The organism is Agarivorans sp. OAG1 (assembly GCF_037076485.1).
GTDB classification, from domain to species: Bacteria; Pseudomonadota; Gammaproteobacteria; order Enterobacterales; family Celerinatantimonadaceae; genus Agarivorans; species Agarivorans albus.
This window is the reverse complement of the sequence record NZ_AP028990.1, coordinates 4,707,079-4,727,862: the sequence shown is the minus strand read 5'-3', so window position 1 is coordinate 4,727,862 and position 20,784 is coordinate 4,707,079. Positions and strand designations below refer to the sequence as shown.

Genomic DNA, 20,784 nt, shown 5'->3' with positions numbered 1-20,784 from the left:
GCAATAGATATGGCCGGCGCTAAAGAGATTAAAGGTAAGATTGGCAGTGTTAAAAACACCCAAAAGATTACCAAAGCGATGGAGATGGTTGCAGCAAGTAAAATGCGTCGTTCGCAAGACGCAATGGAAAGCAGCCGTCCCTACGCAGTAGCTATGCGCAAAGTAATTGGTCATATCGCGCTAGGTAAGCTCGAGTACAAGCATCCGTATGCTGTAGAACGAGAAGCCAAGCGTGTAGGTTATATCGTGGTATCTACTGACCGCGGTTTGTGTGGCGGCTTAAACATTAACTTGTTTAAGCAAGTTGTCACCGACATGCAGCAGTGGAAAGACAAAGGGGTTGAAACTGACCTTGCCGTTATTGGCGGTAAAGCAACAGCCTTCTTTAACAGCCACGGTGGTAATGTGGTAGCTCAAAACTCTGGCTTGGGCGATCACCCAACCGTTGAAGAGCTTATCGGTACCGTGAAAGTGATGTTAGAAGCCTACGATGAAGGCAAGCTAGATCGCATTTATGTGGTGTACAACAAGTTTGTAAACACCATGGTACAAGAACCAACGATTGACCAATTATTGCCGCTGCCTAAAGCAGATGATCCAGAAATTGCGTCTCGCAGCTGGGATTATTTATACGAGCCAAGTGCTGAAGAAATTCTCGACGGCCTACTAGTTCGTTATATCGAATCTCAAGTGTATCAAGGTGTGGTGGAAAACCTAGCCTGCGAACAAGCTGCACGAATGGTTGCAATGAAAGCGGCAACCGATAACGCGGGTAACCTGATTGATGAGCTTCAGTTGGTATACAACAAAGAGCGTCAAGCAGCGATTACTCAAGAATTGAGCGAAATTTCTGCGGGAGCTGCAGCCGTTTAAGGCAAGGCACTAAGCAATATATTTAGAGGAATCAACATGAGTAACGGTAACATCGTCCAAGTAATTGGCGCTGTTGTGGACGTTGAATTTCCACATGACAGTGTACCTAAGGTATACAATGCTCTAGAAGTTCAAGGCGAAGAGTTAGTTCTTGAAGTTCAACAGCAAATTGGTGGTGGCGTAGTTCGTTGTATCTGTATGGGTGCATCGGAAGGCGTACGTCGCGGCCTAGAAGTGGTTGATACTGGTGACGCGATTAAAGTGCCTGTGGGTGATGCCACCCTAGGTCGCATTATGAACGTACTAGGTCAAACTATTGACCACAAAGGTGAAATTGAAACGGAAGAGCGTTACAAAATTCACCGTTCTGCTCCAACTTATGAAGAGCAGGCTAACTCTAGCGAATTGCTAGAGACAGGCGTAAAAGTTATCGACTTGATTTGTCCATTCGCTAAGGGTGGTAAAATTGGTCTATTCGGTGGTGCCGGTGTAGGTAAAACCGTAAACATGATGGAGTTGATCAACAACATCGCTAAGGCTCACTCAGGTCTATCTGTGTTTGCTGGTGTTGGTGAGCGTACTCGTGAAGGTAATGACTTCTACTACGAGATGGAAGAAGCCGGGGTACTTGATAAAGTAGCCATGGTTTACGGTCAGATGAACGAGCCACCAGGAAACCGTCTACGCGTAGCGTTAACGGGTTTGACTATGGCTGAGAAGTTCCGTGACGAAGGTAAAGACGTATTGTTGTTCATCGACAACATTTACCGTTACACCTTGGCCGGTACCGAAGTATCTGCACTGTTAGGTCGTATGCCATCAGCGGTAGGTTACCAGCCTACTTTGGCTGAAGAAATGGGTGTTCTTCAAGAACGTATTACATCTACTAAGACTGGTTCGATTACTTCGATTCAGGCGGTATATGTACCTGCGGATGACTTGACTGACCCATCTCCTGCAACCACTTTCGCGCACTTAGATGCAACCGTTACGCTTAACCGTAGCATTGCAGCAATGGGTTTATACCCAGCGATTGACCCACTGGATTCAAACTCTCGTCAGTTAGATCCTCTTATCGTAGGTCAAGAGCACTATGAAGTTGCTCGCGGTGTGCAAGGCGTATTACAACGCTATAAAGAATTGAAAGATATTATTGCGATTCTAGGTATGGATGAATTGTCTGAAGAAGACAAGCAAACCGTAGCTCGTGCGCGTAAGATCGAGAAATTCTTAACTCAAGATTATCACGTAGCTGAAGTTTTCACTGGTAACCCAGGTAAACTTATCCCACTTAAAGATACTATCCGTAGCTTTAAAGGCCTATTGGCTGGCGATTACGATGATATTCCAGAGCAAGCGTTCTTGTATGCAGGCGATATTGATGACGTGCTTGAGCGCGCCAAAAATATGTAAGCTTCGCCAATTGGCGTAACAGGAGGCTGAAATGGCAGCGATGACAGTTCACTTGGATGTGGTGAGCGCAGAAGAGAAAATTTTCTCTGGCCGCGTTGAGCACTTACGAGTAACCGGTGAAGAGGGTGAGTTAGGAGTATTGCATGGTCATGCTCCACTACTAACCCCAATTAAGCCTGGTATGGTTCGCATGGTTAAACAGCATGGTCACGAAGAGGTGATTTACATCTCGGGTGGTTTCTTGGAAGTACAACCAGGAAATGTAACCGTGTTGGCAGATACCGCGATTCGAGGCAACGAGCTCGATAAAGCCAAGGCCCAACAAGCTAAACAAGCTGCAGAGGAAAGCATTAGCAATCCCAACAGCGATGTGGATTTTGCGAAAGCTCAAGTTGAACTTGCTAAAGCAATGGCTCAACTTCAAGTTATCGAAATCCTCGGAAAAAACGTCCGATAGATTTAGCTTGATAATAAAAAGGCGCTCCCAGAGCGCCTTTTTTGTCTGTGAAAAATGATGCTGACATCAACGAAACCTATTTTTATAGCCGTTACTATAGTTATAAATAGATTGGCTTCGTGCTAACAACTACTACATTTAGTGGGTTTGAACTTAGCTTCGAACTAACACTCATCAAGGGATGGATATGGCAACAATCTCGCCATTAAATCAAGCAAGCAAAGCCTTGCTCTCAGAGCGTATTCAAGGCCTTATTAAAGCCTTATCAGCAGGTATCTACGAACGTGAAGAAAGCTTTAAGTTATGCCTTTTGGCTGCTCTAGCCGGCGAAAGTGTATTTTTGCTAGGCCCGCCAGGTATTGCCAAAAGCATGATTGCTAAACGTTTGGTGAAAGCCTTTAAAAGCCAAAGCTTCTTTGATTACCTAATGACTCGCTTCTCTACCCCAGAAGAAGTGTTTGGCCCTTTATCTATTCAAGAGCTTAAAGATAATGGTAAGTACGTTCGTTTAACCGAAGGCTATTTGCCCACTGCACATATTGTTTTTCTTGATGAGATCTGGAAAGCAGGTCCGGCTATTCTTAATACCCTACTCACGGTAGTGAATGAGCGCACTTTTCGAAATAGCTACGAAAACCTGCCTGTACCAATGCGCTTACTTATTTCTGCTTCAAATGAACTTCCCGAAGAAGATGGCGGCTTAGAAGCACTTTATGACCGTATGTTACTACGGGTATTTGTAAATAGGATTCAGCAAAAAGACAACTTCAAAGCCCTGCTGCTTGATAATCAAAGCCTGCAAGAGATCCCAGAACACCTTGTGATTAGTGACGAAGAATATCAAACATGGCAAGCGCAACTTGGCCAAGTCACCATGAGTGACGAAGTGTTTGAGAAAATGTACCTAATTAAAAACTTGGTTGAGCAAGGTTTGCCTTTGGCTGGTGAAGGCAGCATTGTTGGTGATCTCTATGTGTCGGACCGACGCTGGAAGAAGTCAGTGCACCTGTTGCAAACTAGTGCATTTTTTAATGGTCGTTCAGAGATTAATCCGCTCGACTTGCTGCTATTGCAAGACTGCCTCTGGCATAACCTAGAAGACCGCCAGTTTATTCAAACTTGTATTAAAGACTATGCCGTCAATCATGCATTCGATCAGCTTAAACTAAAAGAGCTTGCCGAAGGGGCCGAGCGTCATTATCAAGCCACCGTGGATGATATTTGCGAGCAGCTTACTCTGCAGTTTTCTCATGATTCAGGCTTAAGAAAAGACCAATATAAGTACGATTTTAGCGGTGCTAAACGTTACCCCAATAAACACGGTGGTGAGCTATTTAAGCTGGTGGTTTTGCAAAGCAATTTATCGGTGAGTGAAAAAGACAAAGGCGAAACGCGTTGGGTCTATGTGGATGCAAACGAGTTCTCAAAGAAAATAAAAAGCGGTAATTGTGAAATGCTCGGGCGGATTAACGAAGGTTCCGAGTTATGTCAGCTACGCTTTGATATTGATATTAACCACCAGCTAGTAATTAAAGATTTAGCTAATCGACCTTTACTACTAGGCATTGCTACTCAACAAGGCCTCGATGACGATTTAGTGGCTAGCTGGCAACAGCAAATTGATGCGGTATTAACTAGTATTAAACAAGCAGAGTATGAGCTAAAACGCAGCCGGGCTCAGTTTCACGGTGCCTTGCCCCATAACTTTATATCTAATCAACTGCCTGAGTCGATAGAAGCAAGCTTAATGGAGGTGGATATGATGGTATCAGGGGTTGCTAGCTTGCTAGATAAACAGGCTTATAGAATGCGCAATATAAACGACTTTTTTAACTAGGTTAAAACATGTTAGATAGCCTGCAATTTGGTGTGATGTTAGCCGAGTCGGGACTGCTTGATGAAGCTGTCCGCGAGGTGATGATGCGTCCGCAACTGATGATGATTGCAGAGTCTAGCCCTGGTATTCAAAGTGCCATGAAAAGCCAAGTTAGCAAATGGAAAAGTCAAATTCGTGCTCAGCTTGGTCAAATCACCATTGAAGAAAAATTTGCCGAAGAAATAGCGCTGTATCAGCGTTCTATTGAATTAGATAGTGCCGCATTCAGCCAACAGTTAGATGACTTATTGATACAGTTAAGCGTTTGTTCTTCTTTTTATGGCAAGGCAAGTGAGTTGGCTGCTCATCCTCACCACCGTTATAGCCCAATGTTTCAAAGCTACTTTTGTAATCAGTGGTTTGAAAACATCGCCAAGGCACTTAATCAAGCTCAGTTAGATGAAATGAAGCAGCATAAACAAGCCTTGCTGGCCGACCTTTATCAACGGGTTGAAACATTGCAGGCGATGCCTGAAATGACCGAATCGGGTGACTCAAATAAGTTAGGCCGGTTATGGGATATGGCGGCGGCAAAGCTGCGTAAAAGTGAAGTTAATTTGCTTAAGCAGTTTGCGGTGTTCCTTAAATCGCAAAAAGGTCTACAAAAAATTGCCGAGCAATTAGGCAGAATGGCCGACCAAGTGAGTGACCCAAATGCTAGCAATGCACCGGTTGAAGAACCTCAATTGGTTGAGGAGCAATTAGAACAAGTTACCGACGATATAGTTGGAGTGCACGAAGGTGATGACTTAGCCAAACTCCTGCCTAATGAAACCATGTTCTTAGCCTACCCAGAATTAGAGGTTATTTTTTATAAGCACTTAGTTGACCACCAGCTAATGAACTATCAAATGCAGGGCAAGCAGCGCAAGTTGCGTAAGGTGAAAACCTACAAAAAAGCAGCTGACGAGACCATGCTGGATAAGGGCCCATTCATTTTAGCCATTGATAGCTCTGGCTCTATGCAAGGCTTCCCTGAGAAGTGTGCTAAAGCCCTAGCCTATGGCTTAATGCAAATAGCCTTAGCTGAGCAGCGTGACTGTTATGTAATTATGTTTTCAACAGAGCTCATCACTTACGAACTCACTAAAAAAGATGGCTTAAGAGAAGTTCTTAATTTTCTGTCTTACAGTTTTCATGGTGGCACCGATATGGCCGCAGCGCTCCAGCAAGCGGTTAAGCAAATGACAGAAGATAAATACCAAAATGCAGATTTAGTGGTATTGTCAGATTTTATTGCCCCTGCTCCACCTAATGATTTGTTAGATGCAATCAAGCAGTTAAAAGCGCAAAAAAATCGATTTCATGCGCTTAAATTATCTAGTTACGGAAACCCTGAATTAATGCAGGTGTTTGACCATCTGTGGGATTACACTCCTTCACCAATGAAGCGCTTGTTTAAACGATAATTCCAAAGCTGATGCGTTTCGCTTACACTTGTTTAAGTTATCGATAATCATTTTGGTTGATTGGGAAAATCAACCTGTAATAAGGAAACAAAATGAACTTCAGTGTTGTTATTTTGGCTGCCGGTAAAGGAACAAGGATGCGTTCAACTTTGCCGAAGGTACTTCATAAGTTAGCGGATAAACCAATGGTGCAGCACGTCATCGATACCGCTAAAACATTAAAGCCAGAAGCTATTCACCTTATTTATGGTCATGGCGGTGAATTGATTAAACAGCAAATTCAAGATCCAAGTCTAAACTGGGTAGAGCAAGCTGAGCAACTAGGTACTGGCCATGCTATGCAACAAGCTGCACCGCATTTTGCGCCTAATCAGCCGGTAGTTATGTTATACGGCGATACCCCCTTAATTAGTGAACAAACTATTCAGCGCTTAATTGAAGCTTTGCCAGAAAACGGCATTGGTTTACTCACCGTAGATCAAGATGACCCAACAGGCTATGGGCGAATTGTGCGCGAAAATGGCAGCGTAGCTGCCATTGTGGAACATAAAGATGCCACCGCAGAGCAGTTAGCAATTAAAGAAGTGAATACCGGTGTATTGGTTGCCAATAGTAATGACTTTAACCGCTGGTTAGCGAAACTAAGCAATGACAATGCTCAGGGCGAGTACTACGTTACCGATATTATTGAAATGGCCACTAAAGAAGGCAACGTGGTACAAGCGGTTCAACCCGACTCTATTGTTGAAGTGCAAGGGGTTAATGACCGAGTTCAACTAAACGGTTTAGAGCGCGCTTACCAAAAAGCCCAAGCTGAACAGCTATTGCGTGATGGCGTAAGTCTGGCCGATGCTAACCGCTTTGATTTACGTGGTGAGTTAAGCATTGGTAGCGACTGTTTCATCGATATCAACGTGATTATCAAGGGCAAAGTTACCATTGGTAACAATGCAACTATCGAAGCTAACGCTATTTTGATTGATTGTGAGATTGGCGATAACGTCACCATTAAAGCTAACAGCATTATTGAACAAGCTAGCTTAGCGGCAGATGCTTCCGCTGGTCCATTTGCTCGCCTTCGCCCTGGAGCCAAGCTGGAGCAAGATGCTCATGTAGGTAACTTTGTAGAAATGAAGAAGTCTACTTTAGGTAAAGGCTCTAAAGCTGGTCACCTAACTTATCTAGGTGATACTACGGTAGGTGAAAAAGTGAATATTGGTGCTGGCACTATTACCTGTAATTACGATGGTGTTAATAAATTCCAAACTGTGATTGAAGACGGTGCCTTTATTGGTAGCGATACCCAGTTAGTTGCTCCAGTTACCGTGGGTAAGAATGCAACCGTAGGTGCTGGTTCTACAATTACTGGCGATGTGGAAGCTGAAGTATTGGCAATATCTAGAACCAAGCAGCGCAGTATTAAAGGTTGGCAACGTCCAGTTAAGAAATCATAATTATTTGAATTGTTTATAAAAAGCGGCCTTTGGTCGCTTTTTTTGTTTTAGCGACTGTTTTCACATAAATCCCTACTTTTATTAGGTATAACTAGGGTTTTGCTTTAGGGACAGACCATGAACAAACAGTTTGAACACCTGCTGCCAAACAGCGAAGGTTATTTTGGCGAATATGGTGGAAGCTTTATTCCGCCAGAACTTCAAACAGTAATGAATGATATTAATCAGGCTTACTTAGAAATTCGCCAAGATCCAGAGTTTGTAAAAGAGCTTACTCGTTTGTATCAAGACTATGTGGGTCGCCCTAGCCCAATTTTCCACGCCGAGCATTTATCGCAAACCTATGGCTGCGATATTTATTTAAAACGTGAAGACCTAAACCATACAGGCGCGCATAAGATTAATCACTGTTTAGGTGAAGTGCTACTGGCTAAAAAAATGGGCAAAACCAAAGTTATTGCCGAAACCGGCGCTGGTCAGCATGGGGTTGCGTTAGCAACCGCTGCTGCCTTGTTAGGGTTAGAATGTGATATTCACATGGGTGAAGTGGATATTGCTAAAGAGCATCCTAACGTTGTGAGAATGCGTATTTTAGGTGCCAATGTTATCCCCGCTACTCACGGTAGAAAAACCTTAAAAGAAGCTGTAGATAGCGCTTTTCAAGCTTACATGGCCGATCCTCATAGCCAGCTTTATGCCATTGGTTCGGTGGTTGGGCCTCACCCCTTCCCGATGATGGTGCGAGACTTCCAATCAATTATTGGCATAGAAGCGCGTGAGCAGTTCCAAGCAATGACCGGAGCTCTACCAGACAATTTGGTGGCTTGTGTTGGTGGTGGCTCTAACGCTATGGGGCTGTTTAGTGCCTTTTTAGAAGATGAAGCGGTAGCTATGCATGGTTGTGAACCTGCCGGTCGCAGTTTAGAAGAAGTGGGTGAACATGCAGCTACTTTAACCAAGGGTGAACCTGGCACTATGCATGGTTTCCATTCCTACATGCTTAAAGATGAGCAAGGAGAGCCTGAGCAAGTTTACTCAGTAGCTAGTGGCTTAGATTATCCTTCGGTTGGGCCACAGCATGCCTACTTAAAAGACTTAGGCCGGGTTCAATATGGTGTAGTAAGCGACAAAGAAGCCATTGACGCTTTTTTTGAGCTCTCGCGTTTAGAAGGCATTATCCCAGCAATCGAATCTGCTCATGCTGTAGCTCACGCTATCAATTTGGCTAAGCAAGGTAGTAAGGGCTCTATTCTGATTAACTTGTCAGGCCGAGGCGATAAAGACATCGACTTTGTAGTAGAGAAGTACGGTAAAGAATACGGAATAGAATCGCTGCTATAAGCAGTAAAACTTGGTAAACAAAAAGGCCACAAGTGAAAACCTGTGGCCTTTTTTAGCCTGGAGAAAGCTTGTTTAGAACTTATAAGCTACGTTGAGCATTGGCCCGCGGTAGTTATATTTTAAAGTGGTTTCATTCCATTCAGCTTCAACTAGGTAGTAGTTATAACCTAGCTCAACATCCCAATTTGGGTTGATATGGTAAGAGATAGAGGCGTTTAAATCGGCTAAGTAACCACTAGTATTATCTATAGATATATAGAAGAACTGAGTATGTGCGCCAATTGTCCAATCTTCCGATAAGTCGTAATCTGCCCATAGCCCTATATCTGGCAATGGAGCAGTGGTTGATTCATCTACTACTTCTCCGTTGGTATTGGCGCTGTCACAAGTAATGGTTCCACTATTATCAACACAACCAGCTATCTCGCCGCTAAAGCCCATCTCAATGAACATAACGTGCAAGCCTAAAGAACCCCCTATTTCAGCACGCTCTGTTTTATAGAAAGAGTAACCATAACCAGCGCGCAAAATGTCAATGTCCATGCGGGTATCAATAGATGCGCCTACCAGGATACCTTTATCAGGATTATTAGGAAGGGTATAACCAAAGGTTGATTTGGTAGTGGCTTGTCGATGTAAGCGACGCCAATCGGCATAGACATAGTGGCGTTCGTTAAACTTATAGCCGGCTTCGAAAAAAGGAAGAAACTGAGATTCTTCAAGGTTGAAGGTGTCTTCAAAATCCAGTTTTAGGTCACTACCATCAAATGCTTTAGTTGATATAGATGAATCGGTTTGCGCCCAAAAGCCACCGGCTTTTATCACCCATTCACCGGCAAAACTGGTAGAGCTAAAGCTTGCTACTAGGGCAGCAAGAGGCAGCCACTGCTTGGTTTTCATATACTATCCTTGTATCGCAGTACTAAAACAGCGCTACAGATGCGCTGTTCTACAATTTATCACTTCATTGTGAGCTATTAGTTAGTATAAGCACTTAAATCTGATAGTAAAATATAAACAAGCCACTATTCTTAAGGGGCGGTTTGATTTATTTTAAACCGTTCAGTTAGTCTGCATGTACAGCTTATTTACTACTTTGTTGGTTGGAGAAAGTGATGTTAAAGGAATTAACGCGTTATTGTGGTGTTCTGGGTTTAGCAGCATTGTTAGTCTGCGCTCCAATAACTTCGGCTATGGCAGTCGATTCTGGGAGTGACCAAGCTACCTTGTTGTTGGATAAATACCAGCGCCAGCAACAGCGAATCGAAAAAATAAAAGCCAATATCGACCAAGTCTCAAGCATTGAGCAGGCGGCTATCTCTCACCGTTTGTTAGAACGCCATTTACATGCTTTTGAAACCATCAATCAGTTGTCTCAATATTTAATTGAGCAAAAGGCCTTAGGTCTGGCCGATGAGCAGGTGTTGGCAGAAGTTGAGCAAATTATTGCCCAAAATAACCAAGATTTAGTGAATGGTATCGAAAAGCAGCAGCTTGAGTTTAATAAGGCTTACGCCGAAGAAGAAGCTGATGGTATTAAAGCTTTCCAACTTTATATCGAACACCTCGCTAGTTCAGACCTTATCTATACTGCCATGGTGCAGCAAATATCAAATCAGCAAGCTTTAGGTTTTAGTGTTGATACTGAAAAAGAGTATTTGATTGACCGACTATATACCCGCGCCGAGTCTTTCTCTGGCATGGTGGGCTTAGTTGGTAAAAAACGTGAAGAACTAGGCAAGCTAATTAAAATTACGCCGGATGATCAAAGCCTTAAAGATCAACTAGCGGTTGTTACCGAGCAGCTTGCCGTTGCCGGAGAAAGCTTTAAGTTAACCGTAGATTTGCTTACTCAGTTGGGCTTTAACGCGTCGTTCTATCAGCAAACCTTGCTTAAGCTTGGTGGCCAAATTACTACCGATGTTCTGGATGTAAACATATTAGGTGGCATAGCAAAACGTTGGTTAGAACGTTTATCTGAATACTTTGTAGAACACGGTGGTGAATGGATCTTCAAGCTATTTTTGCTGGTGGCTATTTACTACATTTTCCGTTCTCTATCGCGTTTAGTACGTAAGCTAATGACTAAGAGTTTGGATTCTTCCAAGCTAAACTTGTCGTCATTAATGAAAGACATGATTATCTCCTCGGTCGCACGGGTGGTCATCATTATAGGAATACTGTTTGCGCTCGCCCAAGTGGGAATTTCGTTGGCACCTATCTTGGCTGGTTTAGGTGTGGCCGGTTTCATTATTGGTTTTGCTTTGCAAGATACTCTAGGTAACTTTGCTGCAGGTTTGATGATTCTGATCTATCGTCCTTACGATGTAGGCGATATGGTAGAAGTGGGCGGTGGGGTATTTGGTAAGGTGAAAAGCATGAACCTTGTATCTACCACTATTCTTACCATCGATAACCAAACTTTGGTTATACCCAACAGCAAAATTTGGGGTGACGTTATTAAAAACGTTACTGCACAAAAGCTGCGTCGGGTGGACTTAGTATTTGGTATTGGTTACTCAGACGACATTGAAAAAGCTGAAGCGGTATTAAATGAACTGCTAGAAAAACACCCAATGGTATTGCCAGAACCAGAGCCAACGGTGAAGTTGCATGTACTTAACGAGTCTTCAGTTGATTTCATTGTTCGCCCTTGGGTTAAAACCGATGATTATTGGGACGTATATTGGGATATTACCCGTGAAGTGAAAATGCGCTTCGACCGCGACGGCATATCAATTCCATTCCCGCAGCGCGATGTGCATTTTTATCCTGCCACTAGCGAAGCAGCGCAAATCGAGAAATAGCTAGGGTCTGTTGATCTTTGCTGATGGTTTTTGCAGCAATTTATTAGCCATTTAGGCAAGGCAGTGAGTGTGCAGTTAAGTGGGCTTAATAATCACTCGCTAACGCTGAATAAATGGCTAAGAAATGCTGCCCGAAGGGGGCGGATAAGCGAACTTTACTCTTTGTTAAGCGCTTCTTGCTTAGCCCACTAGGCTTCTAAGTGCTCGCCGCGATTAAAGCCCGCTTATCTCAAACAAAATTTCAACACCAAAGATTAACAAAGCCTAAAACATTAGCTAAAAATCAAAGGCTTGGTTTTTATTTCCAAGCCTTTATTGTTTTTGATTCTGGCTACCGCCGCTGAATAACTGGAAAATTTGGCTAAAATAAGTAAAATAGCGCTTCATTTTTGAGCAGAGGTTGTTGCAGTTCGTGAGTCGTCAACGCGCCCTAGAAAAAATAGCTAAGTGTTTAGAGTTGGGTAACTCCTCAAATGTTCATGAGGCCGCTCAAGCTATTCGTATGGCTCATCGGCTTATGCTTAAACATGGTTTAGAACAAGCTGATATTGAGCTTATTCAAATGGGTAAAACCTCAACCCAAACCTTGTTACCTGCCAATGTAAGTGAAAATATTCTGCGGATTATCCGCGGCATAAATAGCCGTTTTGGGGTTGAAGCCGTGTTGGTTAATCACAAAGGTTTAAAACGCGCAGAGTTTGTTGGACATGCTGATCGTGCGGTATTTGCGGCTTTTGCTTTTGACATTGTTTATCGTGAAATGAACCAGCAAGTAGGCTCTTTTAGAAATAGCTTTGCCGGCTCGGGCATCGATAACGTAACAGTGGCGCGCCGAGTTACCTCGTTCACCGCTGGTTGGTTAGAAGGGGCGCTAGAAAAGCTGCCCGATCTCACCACTAATGGTCGTAATGAACATATGGACGACTATCTTGATGAGATGTTTGAAAAGTTAGACCGCGAAACCTTTAAAGCTAAAATTAAAGCGTCGATGGGGCAACTTACCCCAGACTTTCAAACCGGCATGAAAAAAGGCCGAAAACTGTCAGTTAATCGGCCTGTCGAAGGCGCTAGAGCGGCTTCTCTACTTCGCTAGAATACAAATACTTAGCTTACCTTTAGGATCTTACTGGTATTGGTATGACCGGTTTGGTCGAATACGTCACCGTGGGTCAATATAACCAAGTCGCCCTTGCTCAAGTAACCTTGTTCTTTCAGCTGTTCTATCGCAATTTTTGACACCTTAATGATATCTTCGCTGCTCTCATCAAAGTGAATTGGGTATACACCGCGATACAAAGCACAGCGGCTTAAGGTATTGGCATGACGAGACAAAGAGAATATTGGTAAGCCACTACTTAAGCGAGACATTAACAGTGGTGTGCTGCCGGACTCGGTTAACGCAATAATAGCTTTCATGCCCTTCATGTGGTTGGCAGCAAACATGGTGCTCATGGCCACTGTTTCAGAAATACTCTCGAAGGTATCGTTAATACGGTATTTCGACACGTTAATGCTGCGTTGTTTTTCTGCCCCTAAACATACGCTGGCCATAGCTTGTACTGTTTCGATAGGGTATTGGCCTGCGGCGGTTTCTCCAGAAAGCATCACCGCATCGGTACCATCTAGCACGGCGTTGGCTACATCCATAACCTCAGCACGGGTTGGCATTGGTGCGCTAATCATCGATTCCATCATTTGAGTGGCGGTAATTACTGCTCGATTGTATTTTCGAGTGAGGCGAATAAGGGTTTTTTGTACACCCACTAATTCGGCATCGCCAATTTCTACCCCTAAATCACCACGTGCAACCATTACCGCATCAGACGCTTTAATAATATCGATCATCGCTTCTTCGGTGGCTACTGTTTCGGCGCGTTCTACCTTGGCAACTAATTTTGTGGCTAAACCTGCTTGTTGAGTAAGGCGACGAGCATAATGCATGTCTTCGCCACTATTGGGGAATGATACTGCTAGGTAGTCCACTTCAATTTTGGCCGCCGTTAAAATGTCGGCTTTATCTTTATCAGTAAGCGCAGCTGCAGATAAGCCACCGCCGAGTTTGTTTATGCCTTTATTGTTAGATAAAACGCCACCAATGGTGACTTCGGTAGTCACTTGGCTGTCTTTTACCGCCGTTACTTTAAGTTGAATACGGCCATCATCGAGCAATAAGATATCACCTGGTTCAACATCTTTAGGCAGGTGTTTGTAATCTAGGCCTACTTGTTTTTCATCGCCTAAACCTTTGTCTAGCTCACTATCTAAAATAAAGCTGTCGCCTACATTTAGGCTTACTTTGCCATCTTTAAAGGTGGAAACACGAATTTTGGGACCTTGTAAGTCGCCCAGTATCGCAATGTGTAGTTTATGTTTGCTGGCTAACTCTCTCACTTTGGCTGCGCGTACCAAATGATCTTCTGCGGTTCCATGTGAGAAGTTAAGGCGCACCATATTTGCACCACTCAATATCAGTTGTTCCAGTACATCGTCTCGGTCGGTGGCGGGGCCTAAAGTTGTGACTATTTTAGTACGTCTTAACATGTTGCTAATCCTTAAAAAATTGATGAGATGTTTGCTTGAATTCACTGATGCTGATTTAAGTATATGTAAACCAGCTTGTCCCTTGGTTTTTTTTTGTCTCTCAAGTACATTGCGCATTAGGGATATTATTTGCTGTGGGGTGACAGAATGAAACAGGCAATCTTGGCAGAAATGAAGGTTTTGCCAGAAATTGATCCAGAGTTTGAAGTTAAACGTCGAATCGACTTTATAAAAGCACGTTTAAAACAAGCTGGTTTAAAAACACTAGTACTTGGTATTAGTGGCGGTGTTGATTCAACAACCACTGGTCGATTAGCGCAGTTGGCAGTTGAACAGCTTAATAATGAGAGTGATAGTCAAGACTACCGCTTTATTGCTATGCGTTTACCTTTTGGTGAGCAAAAAGATGAAGCCGATGCTCAACTAGCTTTAGGGTTTATTAAACCCTCACATATTGTTACCACTAATATCAAAGCAGGTACCGAAGGCTTGCATACTAGTGCTAGCGAAAGTTTGATGGCTGCTGGTTTAGATTTACCTGCCCAAGCTGCAGTGGATTTTGCCAAAGGCAATGTTAAAGCCAGAATGCGCATGATTGCCCAGTATGAAATAGCTGGCTTAAGTGGTGGCCTGGTTATTGGAACCGATCACTCAGCTGAAAACCTAACGGGTTTTTACACCAAGCATGGTGATGGTGCGTGTGATTTAGTGCCTATCTTTGGTTTAAACAAACGCCAAGTTCGTCAGGTTGCAGACTATTTAGGCGCGCCAGAGAAGCTGATTGGCAAAGCGCCAACGGCCGATCTTGAAGAAGACCGTCCGCAATTACCCGATGAAGTGGCATTAGGTGTTACTTATGACCAAATTGATGACTTCTTGGAAGGTAAGAAAGTAGCCGACGAAGTCGAGCAAAAACTTATTGGCATTTACCAACGTACCCAACATAAACGTCAGGCCATTCCTACCATTTACGACTAAGCCTGTAACAGTAACAAATTAAGCCGAAGTGATTAGGCTTCGGCTTTGTTTGATCTGCATCTTGTATTGCTGAGTCTACATGTTGTCTAATTGCAGCCGAATTTTTAGAGGAACTCGCTTTGGGCAACGCCATCATATTTAGTCTTGATCTATTTGGTACCGCAATATTTGCCATTTCTGGGGTATTGATAGCTAGTCGTCGCCGAATGGATTTGTTTGGTGCCTTGGTGCTTGCCTGTGTTACCGCCATTGGTGGCGGTACTATCCGCGATATGGCTTTAGGTGCTAGCCCGGTATTTTGGGTAGAGAACGGTTTGTATTTGTGGGTAATTCTTGGAGCTAGTTTAGGCTCGGTATTATTGCTTAATAACTTTCCTACGCCTCCTCGCTGGTTACTGCCGGTAGCTGATGCTATAGGTATGGCGGTGTTTATGGCGATTGGTGCTAACAAAGCCTATCAATATGGGTCGCCAATGATTGTAGCCGTTACCATGGGAGTGATTACCGCCTGTGGTGGAGGCATGATCCGTGATGTATTGGCTAATCAAGTTCCTTTAGTACTGCAACGTGAGGTGTATGCCACTGCTTGTATTGTTGGTGGGCTGGTTTGGGTGGCTGCTTTATACCTACAGTTTTCGGATACTATTGCTACAAGTGCTTGTATTTTGACCGCTTTGCTAATTCGTTTAGTGGCCATTCGCTACCATTTATCACTACCTAAGCTTGCCAAAAATCGTTAGTTAGCGATAAATGCCGATAGATGGTGTGAGATATCTCTTACAAGCTTGTGCGTTAAAAGCAGCTTTGCTTACAGTTGTTAAAAATAAATTTTCTTTTAAATTAATGGTTTAGTGTTTTTGTAAGAATTTGTAAGTAAAAAAATGAAAGTTTTTTGCTTACGCGGCTTTTTCTCAAACTTAGATTCCGTATAGTTGTTTGTGCACGGAGGCACTGACGTTTATCAGGATGAGAAACGTAGCAGGAGCTAAAAAGGAACAGCTACAGGAAGTAGCAAGGGACACCTCCTAGGAAGGAGACGTGCAACTGGTATGGATGACCGGTTATGCCATAGAAGGCTAAAGGACAGCTCAAAGGATTTGAGAAAAGGATAACTACAGGACGTAGTAACACAGTCAAAAAGGATTGCAGGGAGCAACTACCCGTTCACGGATTTGAGCGATATGACTACTAGGGGCGACACGAAAGTGTCGCCCCGACCTTTTTCTAAACCCAGCCAAGTGCTGGGTTTTTTATTGTCTGCACTTTGCTATCGATTTTAGATGAATAATTAAGCTTAAAGCTATCTTATTAGCTTTTTATTCTTTTAAGGTGTCTTTATTTAGACTGATTGAGAATTTTAGCGTACTGAATTTAGATGCTTGTTTGGCGATCGACCAAAGGCTGTGTGAGAGATCGACCATTCAAACAAGCCGATAAGTCTCTTTGTTTATGAGCCTATAAATAAATTTTTATTTATTATTCAATGGTTTATTTGTTTTTACCTCTTAAGTAATAGTTTTGTTTAGATGTTTTTGTTTCTGGCCTACTGGGCTTTAATTGGGATGAGCGTAAAGTATCAACCATCAGGACGAACGAAGATTCAGGAAGAATTAGGCAGGACGCCGAGGTATTTAGGACGCAGCGCTCAGGATGAGCAGGCTTATCAAGGTAGATGAGTTTGGATGTCAGCATAGGATTGCTAGAAAGCAAAATACCAAATAGCTTCAGGACGAAGTATAGGGATACCTCCAGGACGGAGAGAGCAAGTGTTTAGGATGAACGCTTATGCCATAGAAGGCTAAAGGACAGCCCAAAGGAACTGGGAAGAGGAAACGCTAAGGAATAGTGTGAAACAGTCAAAAAGGATTGCAGGGAGCAATTAACGTTCATGGAGTAGAGCGATATGACTACTAGAGGGCGACACGTATGTGTCGCCCTTTTTCTTTGCCTGCTATTTATTGTTAGGGTTTATTACCTATCTGCAGAGCTTTTAATGGATAAGCTGTAATTGGTTGGATTTTTATATTATTAATCTCGATCTGGTAGTTTCTTTATCTGCTATTGCCTGTGTGAGAGATCCGCCCGAGCTGTAGCGGGTAATTTCACTTGTTTAATAAGCCTTAACTAAACTAAGTTTATATATTTCAATGCCTTATGTTTTTTGTCATGGTTTTTTGTAGCTAAAACCAAAATTATTTTATCTTGGCTACTGGGATTAAGGGCTCATCGGCGTAAAGTATCAACCATCAGGACGAGCCAAGGCTTAGGAAGAGTCAGGGCAAGATGCCAAGGTATTAGGAAGCATTGCTTAGGAAGAGCAGGTTTATCAAGGTAGATAAACTTTAGGATGTCAGCACAGGAGTGCTAGAAAGCAAAATACCTCAAACTTTCAGGATGAAGTTAAAGGATACCTCCAGGACGGAGAGAGCAAGTGTTTAGGATGAACATTTATGCCATAGAAGGCTAAAGGATAGCTCAAAGGAACTGGGAAGAGGAAACGCTAAGGATTAGTGTGCAACAGTCAAAAAGGATTGCAAGGAGCAATTACTGTTCACGGAAAAGAGCAATATGACTACTTAAAAAGGCGACACATTTGTGTCGCCTTTTTTCATTTTTGCGAAACTAAGATTGCGAATGTTGCCACCAGCTGTTTTTGCTCATCAACCAAATCAATATGATTAAGCTCGCTAAGCCCGCTAAGGTGTGAGCAATAATAATCGCTAAAAATATTACTTTGCTACTTCCCCACATTGCTCCGATGTAAATAGCTGGCAACATAAAACCAAATAACCTAATTAGGTTTATTGCCATTGCTAACAGCGGCTTAGCTAAGGCATTTAAGGTTTGGGCTAGCAATAAGGGCACAGCCATCATGCCGTAGCAAAAAGGAACTAACTGTAAGTAATACTGGCTAAGTTCTGCTACTTCAGCATCGTGATTAAAGCTATAACTCACTAAAGGGGCCAAGGCGTACATTGCGATAGCGAGCAATAGTTGCCAAACCACCGCTAGTCTAATGGCATGATGAACGATTTGTTGGGCGCGTTGTGCTTTGCCCGCTCCCACGTTTTGTCCAACTAACATCGGAATCACCGAGTTAATCGCCATCACTCCAATAAATAATAAGGCTTCTACCCGTGTAGCAAAGCCATAGGCTGCTACAGTTGCTGTGCCAGCACTGGCCAATATTACTAAAGTAATGGTGGTAGCTATGGGAGTAAGCAGCTGAGAAAATACCGCCGGAATGGCGATGCTAAGCAGCTTTTTCCAAGAGGCGAAAAGCTGTTGAATGGTGCAAACTTCAAAACGTAGTAGTTTTAATTTAAAACTAAGTAAATAAACAGCAACACTAAACGTGAGTGCCCAAGCTACAGCAGTGGCTAAAGCGGCACCTTGCACCCCCATGGCAGGCACAGGCCCCCAGCCAAAAATAAAAATAGGGTCCAATATGCCATTTACGATACCAGCAACCAGCATCACTATACTGGGGGTTTTACTGTCGCCACTCGCTCTTATGGCGCTATTACCCACCATAGGTATCACTAATAGCGGAACCGAGAGATACCAAATTTGCATATATTGCTCAATATAGGGCATTACTGGTAATTCGGCGCCTAAGTGGCTGAAAAGAGGATAAATGCTGAAATAACCCAAGCTCGCAATAGCAATAATTAGCAGTAGGCTAAACAATAAACTGTGGCTAGTGAGCTGGGCGGCTTGCTGATGTTGACGAGCCCCCAGTAGCCGTCCTACATGGGACGACAAGCCAATGCCTAAGCCCATAGCAACACTGGTGATGGCAAAGGTAATGGGAAAAGTAAAAGATACGCCAGCCAACGCATCGGTGCCGAGCATGGCAACAAAAAAGGTATCAACAAGGTTAAAAAAGATGATCGCAAATATGCCAACTAAGGTTGGACTGGCCTTATTGATAATAAGCGGCGTGATGGGGGCATCAAGCAAATACTGGCGTTGTTGTTCCATTAACTTGCAGCTGGGAAATCGAGGCTCCAGTATACGTGGCTCAAAGGTTAAGCGAAAGAATCTGCATTAAGCCTTAAAAACTGCCAACAATTGTTTAAATTTTAATCATTATTGTTGTTTTTAAGAGCAGAAAACGGTAAATTGCGGCTTCCTTAATAGCGAGAGAAGTTATGTCTCAGTTTGACAGTATTCGCCCTTATCAAGATTCCGAAGTAAAAAGTACACTGCAACGCCTCATTAATGATCCCGAATTTATCACTACTTTAATTAAGTTTCGTTACCCTAAAGCCAGTGGTGCCTTTCTCTCGCTAACGTCTTTTGCCTTGCGCCAAGTGCTTAAATTTAAAGTAAGAAACGTAAAAAGTGTTTACGACTTTCAAATAATGGTAGAGCGCTATATGGCGCACATGATCAAAACTACGACTTCGCAACTAAGCTCTAGCGGATTAGACAGCCTAGATTTATCTAAGCCGCATTTGTTTATCTCAAATCATCGCGATATTGCGCTAGACCCTGCTTTTGTGAACTACTTGCTGCATATAAACGGCCAAGACACGGTACAAATTGCCATTGGTGATAATTTATTAAGTAAGCCTTGGGTGTCTGACTTAATGCGTCTTAACCGCAGTTTTATTGTTAAGCGCTCAGCTTCAGCTAAACGTGAAAAGCTGGCTAACTTAAAAGAGTTATCTGCGTATATTCAACATACCCTAGCGAGCACTGGCGACCATATTTGGATTGCTCAGCGTGAGGGGCGCGCCAAAGATGGGTTAGACCTGACTAATTCGGCACTTATTTCTATGCTGGCTTTAAACAAACCTAAGCAGCAAGAATTTGCCGATTACATTAAAGAGCTAAACATTGTTCCTGTGTCTATTTCTTATGAATTTGACCCTTGTGATGTGGCTAAAGCTAATGAGTTAGTGTCGCAAAACCAACATGGCGAATACCAAAAAGAAGAGCATGAAGACATTTACAGCATCTCTCGCGGTATTGTTGGCCAAAAAGGTCGAGTGCATGTGCATTTTGCAGAACCATTGGCCGGTGAATATGAAAATGCCAAAGACGTGGCAGAAGCTTTAGATAAAGCGATTATTGGCAACTACCAGCTTATGCCTACCAACTGGATTGCCCTTGGTGATGCCATCCCAGAAGAAATTCCTGCTAACGAATTAGCTGAAGCAAAGCGCTATTTTGAAGCGAAGACTCGCGATATTAGTGCAGAGGTCCGATCTCAGCTGTTCGAAATGTACGCAAACCCTATTCGTGCTAGACAGCAACTGTCTGAATAATAAGGTTAATAAATTGTTCATATAGCTTTGGCACTATAGGTGCATACCCCTAATTAGGTATCAAAATTTAGGGGTATGATATGTTCCGTACAAAAACTAGCCAAACTATTGCCAATGTATTGTCTGACCAAGAAAAATTAGAACAGCTATTGTCGTTGATGTTACCTGACGAAGTATCTGAGCTTGACCAACTTGGCGCACAGCATTGCCGCAGAAAACGCCAAGCTAGTGGGCGTTCGCACTCAATTTCGGCTAAATTTTAGTCATTATCTATTAATAAACTTACTGTGTAATAAGCTGTTACTGATAAACTATAGCGAAAGAGCCAAATAATAGGCTTTTCATCTCAGTTAATAGCA

General features: G+C 43.1%; 16 protein-coding genes. 13 read left to right on the top strand and 3 right to left on the bottom strand.

Annotated features, from left to right (window positions below; genetic code table 11):
• Positions 1 to 9: 9 nt before the first annotated feature.
• From atpG to trpB, 7 genes are all read left to right on the top strand, one after another.
• Positions 10 to 873, top strand: a complete 864-nt coding sequence (atpG, locus tag OAG1_RS21450; RefSeq protein ID WP_016400254.1) for a F0F1 ATP synthase subunit gamma — start codon at positions 10 to 12, stop codon at positions 871 to 873.
• Between the two features lie 36 nt (positions 874 to 909).
• Complete coding sequence (atpD, locus tag OAG1_RS21445) at positions 910 to 2,286, top strand: F0F1 ATP synthase subunit beta (protein WP_016400253.1); 1,377 nt, start codon at positions 910 to 912, stop codon at positions 2,284 to 2,286.
• A 31-nt stretch (positions 2,287 to 2,317) separates the two neighbouring features.
• Positions 2,318 to 2,743: a F0F1 ATP synthase subunit epsilon gene (locus tag OAG1_RS21440; RefSeq protein WP_016400252.1), complete on the top strand. Its 426-nt coding sequence runs from the start codon at positions 2,318 to 2,320 to the stop codon at positions 2,741 to 2,743.
• A 187-nt stretch (positions 2,744 to 2,930) separates the two neighbouring features.
• Positions 2,931 to 4,580, top strand: a complete 1,650-nt coding sequence (locus tag OAG1_RS21435) for an ATPase RavA domain-containing protein (protein WP_338622834.1) — start codon at positions 2,931 to 2,933, stop codon at positions 4,578 to 4,580.
• Positions 4,581 to 4,588: 8 nt separating this feature from the next.
• Positions 4,589 to 6,028, top strand: coding sequence for an ATPase RavA stimulator ViaA (gene viaA, locus OAG1_RS21430; protein ID WP_338622832.1), 1,440 nt, complete (start codon positions 4,589 to 4,591; stop codon positions 6,026 to 6,028).
• Between the two features lie 92 nt (positions 6,029 to 6,120).
• Positions 6,121 to 7,482, top strand: a complete 1,362-nt coding sequence (gene glmU / locus OAG1_RS21425) for a bifunctional UDP-N-acetylglucosamine diphosphorylase/glucosamine-1-phosphate N-acetyltransferase GlmU (RefSeq protein WP_338622829.1) — start codon at positions 6,121 to 6,123, stop codon at positions 7,480 to 7,482.
• A 117-nt stretch (positions 7,483 to 7,599) separates the two neighbouring features.
• Positions 7,600 to 8,823 (top strand): tryptophan synthase subunit beta, encoded by a 1,224-nt coding sequence (gene trpB, locus OAG1_RS21420; RefSeq protein ID WP_338622827.1) that lies wholly within the window; start codon positions 7,600 to 7,602, stop codon positions 8,821 to 8,823.
• 72 nt (positions 8,824 to 8,895) lie between these two features.
• On the opposite strand, the gene OAG1_RS21415 is transcribed toward trpB, so the two are convergent.
• Positions 8,896 to 9,723 carry an outer membrane beta-barrel protein gene (locus OAG1_RS21415; RefSeq protein WP_152785103.1) on the bottom strand — a complete coding sequence of 276 codons (828 nt, stop codon included), beginning with the start codon at positions 9,721 to 9,723 and terminating at the stop codon, positions 8,896 to 8,898.
• Between the two features lie 215 nt (positions 9,724 to 9,938).
• Between OAG1_RS21415 and OAG1_RS21410 the strand changes: the two genes are divergently transcribed.
• Complete coding sequence (locus tag OAG1_RS21410) at positions 9,939 to 11,630, top strand: mechanosensitive ion channel family protein (protein WP_338622822.1); 1,692 nt, start codon at positions 9,939 to 9,941, stop codon at positions 11,628 to 11,630.
• Positions 11,631 to 12,042: 412 nt separating this feature from the next.
• On the top strand, positions 12,043 to 12,723 hold the full coding sequence (locus tag OAG1_RS21405) for a DUF2786 domain-containing protein (protein WP_338622819.1): 681 nt from the start codon (positions 12,043 to 12,045) through the stop codon (positions 12,721 to 12,723).
• A gap of 11 nt (positions 12,724 to 12,734) precedes the next feature.
• Here the strand turns inward: OAG1_RS21405 and pyk are convergent, their stop codons facing one another.
• Positions 12,735 to 14,171 carry a pyruvate kinase gene (gene pyk, locus OAG1_RS21400; protein ID WP_338622817.1) on the bottom strand — a complete coding sequence of 479 codons (1,437 nt, stop codon included), beginning with the start codon at positions 14,169 to 14,171 and terminating at the stop codon, positions 12,735 to 12,737.
• Between the two features lie 147 nt (positions 14,172 to 14,318).
• Here pyk and nadE point away from each other — a divergent pair, with 147 nt between their 5' ends.
• Both nadE and OAG1_RS21390 read left to right on the top strand, forming a co-directional pair.
• Positions 14,319 to 15,149, top strand: coding sequence for an ammonia-dependent NAD(+) synthetase (nadE, locus tag OAG1_RS21395; protein ID WP_338622814.1), 831 nt, complete (start codon positions 14,319 to 14,321; stop codon positions 15,147 to 15,149).
• A gap of 119 nt (positions 15,150 to 15,268) precedes the next feature.
• Positions 15,269 to 15,889, top strand: coding sequence for a trimeric intracellular cation channel family protein (locus OAG1_RS21390; protein ID WP_016400240.1), 621 nt, complete (start codon positions 15,269 to 15,271; stop codon positions 15,887 to 15,889).
• A gap of 1,882 nt (positions 15,890 to 17,771) precedes the next feature.
• Here the strand turns inward: OAG1_RS21390 and OAG1_RS21385 are convergent.
• On the bottom strand, positions 17,772 to 19,133 hold the full coding sequence (locus OAG1_RS21385; protein WP_338622811.1) for an MATE family efflux transporter: 1,362 nt from the start codon (positions 19,131 to 19,133) through the stop codon (positions 17,772 to 17,774).
• Between the two features lie 170 nt (positions 19,134 to 19,303).
• On the opposite strand from OAG1_RS21385, the gene OAG1_RS21380 reads away from it, so the two are divergent.
• Together OAG1_RS21380 and OAG1_RS21375 are read left to right on the top strand one after the other, a co-directional pair.
• A complete protein-coding gene (locus tag OAG1_RS21380; RefSeq protein WP_338622809.1) occupies positions 19,304 to 20,425 on the top strand; it encodes a 1-acyl-sn-glycerol-3-phosphate acyltransferase in 1,122 nt (373 codons plus the stop codon).
• Between the two features lie 80 nt (positions 20,426 to 20,505).
• Entirely contained in the window at positions 20,506 to 20,688 is a 183-nt protein-coding gene (locus OAG1_RS21375) for a hypothetical protein (RefSeq protein WP_016400237.1), read from the top strand.
• Positions 20,689 to 20,784: the final 96 nt, after the last annotated feature.

What these genes read in the sequence shown, in the direction of transcription:
- atpG (WP_016400254.1), top strand. Translation starts at nt 10, where the DNA reads ATGGCCGGCGCTAAAGAGATTAAAGGTAAGATTGGCAGTGTTAAAAAC.
- atpD (WP_016400253.1), top strand. Translation starts at nt 910, where the DNA reads ATGAGTAACGGTAACATCGTCCAAGTAATTGGCGCTGTTGTGGACGTT.
- OAG1_RS21440 (WP_016400252.1), top strand. Translation starts at nt 2,318, where the DNA reads ATGGCAGCGATGACAGTTCACTTGGATGTGGTGAGCGCAGAAGAGAAA.
- OAG1_RS21435 (WP_338622834.1), top strand. Translation starts at nt 2,931, where the DNA reads ATGGCAACAATCTCGCCATTAAATCAAGCAAGCAAAGCCTTGCTCTCA.
- viaA (WP_338622832.1), top strand. Translation starts at nt 4,589, where the DNA reads ATGTTAGATAGCCTGCAATTTGGTGTGATGTTAGCCGAGTCGGGACTG.
- glmU (WP_338622829.1), top strand. Translation starts at nt 6,121, where the DNA reads ATGAACTTCAGTGTTGTTATTTTGGCTGCCGGTAAAGGAACAAGGATG.
- trpB (WP_338622827.1), top strand. Translation starts at nt 7,600, where the DNA reads ATGAACAAACAGTTTGAACACCTGCTGCCAAACAGCGAAGGTTATTTT.
- OAG1_RS21415 (WP_152785103.1), bottom strand. Translation starts at nt 9,723, where the DNA reads ATGAAAACCAAGCAGTGGCTGCCTCTTGCTGCCCTAGTAGCAAGCTTT.
- OAG1_RS21410 (WP_338622822.1), top strand. Translation starts at nt 9,939, where the DNA reads ATGTTAAAGGAATTAACGCGTTATTGTGGTGTTCTGGGTTTAGCAGCA.
- pyk (WP_338622817.1), bottom strand. Translation starts at nt 14,171, where the DNA reads ATGTTAAGACGTACTAAAATAGTCACAACTTTAGGCCCCGCCACCGAC.
- nadE (WP_338622814.1), top strand. Translation starts at nt 14,319, where the DNA reads ATGAAACAGGCAATCTTGGCAGAAATGAAGGTTTTGCCAGAAATTGAT.
- OAG1_RS21385 (WP_338622811.1), bottom strand. Translation starts at nt 19,133, where the DNA reads ATGGAACAACAACGCCAGTATTTGCTTGATGCCCCCATCACGCCGCTT.
- OAG1_RS21380 (WP_338622809.1), top strand. Translation starts at nt 19,304, where the DNA reads ATGTCTCAGTTTGACAGTATTCGCCCTTATCAAGATTCCGAAGTAAAA.
- OAG1_RS21375 (WP_016400237.1), top strand. Translation starts at nt 20,506, where the DNA reads ATGTTCCGTACAAAAACTAGCCAAACTATTGCCAATGTATTGTCTGAC.